We start from the raw sequence: 3,904 nt of genomic DNA on the forward strand, positions 1-3,904 counted from the left end.
ATTTGCCTTCTACATATCCCATATATCCGTTGCTTGTGTCATAACCTTTCATTTGCCAGTCCTCCTTGGATTTTTCTTCTTTTTTGATGTTATCATCTTACAATAAATGGCTGTGCAAAAATCCCGACAACCAACCCTGCTAAACTTCTCGGATCATTTTTGTATTTAATAACTAAGAGATAGGGAATAGCAAGGACAGGAAGTGGTTACCCACCTTCCGGACATTCGTCTCAAAACAGGGGTCCTCCCCAGTTTTGTTAGGCTCGCTTCGCTCGTAGTATACAGAAAGGAGCTGCTCATGGCTGAAAGAAAAAGAGAAATTCAAGTTAAATTCTGGATTACACCAGAGGAGAAAAAGATGATTCGCAAGAAAATGATCTTATCAAGAACTGCAAACATGGGAGCCTATCTTCGTAAGATGGCAATCGACGGAATCATCGTAAATACTGATACTACGTACCTTGAGAAACAGTTTTTGAAATGCATAAGATCGGTGTGAATGTAAACCAGCTGGCAAGGCTTGCCAATGCTACCGGTTCCGTTACACCGGAAGAAATGAAAGAATTGAAGGGAATGATAAAAGAAATATGGCATATATTAAGATCTTCGGCATCAAATCTACAGTAAAGAAAGCTGTAGATTATATCACCAATCCGGATAAGACCGACGAGCAGAATCTGGTTTCTTCTTATGGTTGTTCTCCGGAAACTGCGGATCTGGAATTTGCTATGACTGCAAAACTTGGAAAAGATAATGTAATGGAGAAAGGGGACAGCCTGGCCTAGCATATGATTATTTCCTTTAAACCAGGTGAGATTACGGATCCGCATATTGCTCATGAAGCAGCAACTAAGATTGCGGATGCGACTCTTAAAGGCAAGCATGAGTATGTTCTTTCTACTCATGGCAGAAGTTTCCCTCTGCCACACGACTTCTATTGTCAGTTACCCCGGAATAAACCGGGGCAATCTTTTTTCATACAGTGCTCGTTTGTCTTGTTCACGCGTGTATCCCATCTCAGGGAACACCCAGTCCGTTAGCGCCATCGCAGGCAGCCTCAGTCATATCGTGTATGGTCTCCAGGATCCTCACTCCTCCTGGCCGACATCATTCGGGAGTATCATTATCAATTCGCCGCTTTGTCAAGAAAGCCATTGCCGCAGCAATGTTTCAATGCAAACCTCTGTTTCTGTTCATCCTCGGACCGATTGTCCTTGGACTTATCCGGAATCCTATCTGGCAGGACTCCGGCGAACTGGCAAGCTCATTTAATTATCAAAGTGCTGATCCGGCTTTTTGATTCAAATTTTTGATCTGTAGCCTTCTCAACTTCTAAATACAAAAAAGTTTGGGAAAGTTTAGGGAGAAATGAAAATAGATAAAAAAAATAAAAACGCCAGTGAAATGACTCCACTGACGCCTTACAAATACTATTGATTTTTCTTTTGTTATAAAAAAAGACCATCTACGGTTTTACGGTAAATGATCTTTTTATTGCCAATATTCCATTTATATCATTTTGTTTTCATAATCTTGTAACTCATGGAAAATATCATCCACATATACAACATCATTTTCTATTCTATATAACATAAAATATCTGTGCTGTTGAAAATTTATTCGACGATATCCCAGACTCTGTAAACGTGGATTGTCGCATACTTTCAAACTACTCGCTACATACTTTAACTTTTTAATAGTATACTCAAAATCATCAAGCACATTTTTCGCTGCTTGCTTATTTTTCTTAGCGAAAAGCAGATACTGTATAAACTGATTCAAGTCTTCTTGTGCTTCAGCTGTTACAACTATTTTATAATCCATATTTTCCTCTTATATCTGAAATCACATCATCTGCATTTCGGTAATTTCCCCTTTTTGAAGATTCTCTGGATTGTTCCAATCTTTGAAGCATCTCTTCTTCTGTCATAGATGTATAAGGATTATGCACAGTTCGTTTTATTTCAAATGGAAATCCATTATATGCAACCGCCTGCGTTAAAAACATCCTTATTGCTGATGTCGTGTCAGTTCCAAGATCTTTAAAAAGCTGATCTGATTTATTTTTCAAATCATCGTCTACCCTGATCTGAATTGTACTTGCCATTTTAGATACCTCCTTTTTTCTTCATTATAATGCTATTTCATTACTAATTCAATACAATTGTATTGATATTTCACTTATTTCTTTGCACTTATCTAAGATAGTAGGTATGGAATCTTAGATTACAATTGAGGTAGGTACAATAAAAATACAATCGGCACAACTTTTTCTTTCTGTACTCATTCAGTTCCTGACGTCCAATGATTGGGATGCCAGGATAACCACCTGTCTGTGTCCTGATTGCCGGAGAGCTTGTCTGGGTGCACAATTCCGATTTATCCAATTAAACAAACTAGAAGTTTCCTTATAACCAATAACCGCAATGATCTTATCATTCATACGCAGATAACATATACTGCTGTCTTTAGGTATGCTACTTCTCCTTATAAGAACACTTCATTTTTGTTTCTGACACCCTTTAAGGCACCAAGCATCTGTTCCGTTTTCTGCTGTAATGGAAGCGGACGAATTCTCGCCTGTTCCGTACAGATATGGGTGCATGCCATGCAAAGAATACATTTCTCTATATCCGTAATCACTGCTCCATCTGCAACTGAAATAGCGTTTGTCGGACAGACAGTTACGCATTTTCCACACTTCGTACAGGATGGTAGGGAAATTGGTGCAACCGGCATATTCATCTCTGGTTTGTATGGGCGATTTCCTGGAACCTGAACATTCTCTACAGCAGTGCTATTCTTGACAGTTTCTGCAAATTTATGGATTTCTTTCTCATCTTCTCCATCATAGGTTCCTTACTTCCCAGATTATGCCAGATTACTTCTTTTTCCATCGCATCCGCAAAAATACTACTCACTTTTTTCGTTCCTCCCGTGGGACTGAAATAGTATACCTCCATTTTATCTAACATTTTTAATCGTCCTTTATTCTCTATAATTCCCATAAGTTTTTAGTTACAGGCATGCGTATAATAAACACATTCCTAAAAATGTATCTTTTTATCGATATAATCGGCAATATCCTTCAGGGAATACTTTGCCATCGCCATCTGCACTTCCGCCAGTGGCTTTTACATTGCCTCTCTGATATTCCCTCTTACAAAGCAATTAGAATTTGGAACGTGCTTTATAAATTTTTTCCGATCCCCTCAAGTTCGTTCATGGAGTCCTTGTTTTTTTCAAGTTCATCTCTGGCTGTTGCGTAATATGATTTTTTGAAAAGCATATCCCATGAAAGATATTTTGCCATACAGTCAAACTGCTTATCAATCAGCTCATACTGGATACTGTCTACGGGAGAACCGCCTACAACAATCGTGCCAACTTTTTTATTTTTTAACTGCAATCCACGGCAGTAGCACTTATCAATGATAAGTTTCAATTGTGCTGACATTCCCCACCAATAAACTGGTGTAGCAAAAAGAATCATATCTGCAGCAGCAATTTTATCAATTGTAGGATTTGTATCATCCTTATCGATGCATCCCTTAGAGCATTGACAGACACCACATCCCTTGCATGGTGCAATGTTGAGTTTGTCAGGTTCAATGATTTCAATTTCATTCTTTTCTGATGCTCCTTTTATAAATGCATTGATTGCTGTCAGCGTGTTTCCTTTTCTGGCACTTCCATTAATGATTACAATTTTCATGCGTGTATCCTCCAACTTCCGATTGAACAAAATCGCTGCGCGATGGCCTGCCAAGGCTGTGGCGCAGTTTTATTTTTATTAAAAAAGCAGTGGAATTACTTTTCATAATCCGTTATTGTTAAGTTACCACACGAAACAACTGAACTAAGAAAGCTCCACTGCCTATGATAAGAATAACATTTTCCAGTC

6 protein-coding genes and 1 pseudogene are annotated in these 3,904 nt (G+C 38.5%); 2 read left to right on the top strand and 5 right to left on the bottom strand.

The window, feature by feature from the left end:
- Window positions 1-298 precede the first annotated feature (298 nt).
- Together I2D69_RS02960 and I2D69_RS20685 are read left to right on the top strand one after the other, a co-directional pair.
- Window positions 299-627 (top strand): annotated as a pseudogene (locus I2D69_RS02960) (MobC family plasmid mobilization relaxosome protein).
- Window positions 588-785 carry a hypothetical protein gene (locus I2D69_RS20685; protein WP_195379371.1) on the top strand — a complete coding sequence of 66 codons (198 nt, stop codon included), beginning with the start codon at window positions 588-590 and terminating at the stop codon, window positions 783-785. The pseudogene I2D69_RS02960 and the gene I2D69_RS20685 overlap by 40 nt, the downstream one beginning before the upstream one ends.
- A gap of 724 nt (window positions 786-1,509) precedes the next feature.
- Here I2D69_RS20685 and I2D69_RS02970 read toward each other — a convergent pair.
- From I2D69_RS02970 to I2D69_RS02985, 5 genes are all read right to left on the bottom strand, one after another.
- Window positions 1,510-1,824: a type II toxin-antitoxin system RelE/ParE family toxin gene (locus I2D69_RS02970; protein WP_195379372.1), complete on the bottom strand. Its 315-nt coding sequence runs from the start codon at window positions 1,822-1,824 to the stop codon at window positions 1,510-1,512.
- Window positions 1,814-2,107, bottom strand: coding sequence for a type II toxin-antitoxin system RelB/DinJ family antitoxin (locus I2D69_RS02975; RefSeq protein ID WP_195379373.1), 294 nt, complete (start codon window positions 2,105-2,107; stop codon window positions 1,814-1,816). Before I2D69_RS02975 ends, I2D69_RS02970 begins: the two co-directional genes overlap by 11 nt.
- 380 nt (window positions 2,108-2,487) lie before the next feature.
- Window positions 2,488-2,739 (bottom strand): 4Fe-4S binding protein, encoded by a 252-nt coding sequence (locus tag I2D69_RS02980; RefSeq protein WP_195379374.1) that lies wholly within the window; start codon window positions 2,737-2,739, stop codon window positions 2,488-2,490.
- Between the two features lie 47 nt (window positions 2,740-2,786).
- A complete protein-coding gene (locus I2D69_RS20420; RefSeq protein WP_255610488.1) occupies window positions 2,787-2,921 on the bottom strand; it encodes a hypothetical protein in 135 nt (44 codons plus the stop codon).
- A gap of 269 nt (window positions 2,922-3,190) precedes the next feature.
- The gene (locus I2D69_RS02985) at window positions 3,191-3,715 is read right to left on the bottom strand and encodes a flavodoxin family protein (protein WP_173716678.1); all 525 of its coding nucleotides are present in this window, start codon (window positions 3,713-3,715) and stop codon (window positions 3,191-3,193) included.
- Between the last annotated feature and the right edge of the window lie 189 nt (window positions 3,716-3,904).

The sequence above is a fragment of the Ruminococcus sp. D54t1_190329_F1 genome, from assembly GCF_015551645.1.
In the GTDB taxonomy this organism is placed as follows: domain Bacteria; phylum Bacillota; class Clostridia; order Lachnospirales; family Lachnospiraceae; genus Blautia_A; species Blautia_A faecis.

Excerpts from the sequence above, each read along its gene's own strand:
- I2D69_RS02985 (WP_173716678.1), bottom strand. The coding sequence starts at position 3,715 with ATGAAAATTGTAATCATTAATGGAAGTGCCAGAAAAGGAAACACGCTG.
- I2D69_RS20685 (WP_195379371.1), top strand. The coding sequence starts at position 588 with ATGGCATATATTAAGATCTTCGGCATCAAATCTACAGTAAAGAAAGCT.
- I2D69_RS02980 (WP_195379374.1), bottom strand. The coding sequence starts at position 2,739 with ATGCCGGTTGCACCAATTTCCCTACCATCCTGTACGAAGTGTGGAAAA.
- I2D69_RS02970 (WP_195379372.1), bottom strand. The coding sequence starts at position 1,824 with ATGGATTATAAAATAGTTGTAACAGCTGAAGCACAAGAAGACTTGAAT.
- I2D69_RS02975 (WP_195379373.1), bottom strand. The coding sequence starts at position 2,107 with ATGGCAAGTACAATTCAGATCAGGGTAGACGATGATTTGAAAAATAAA.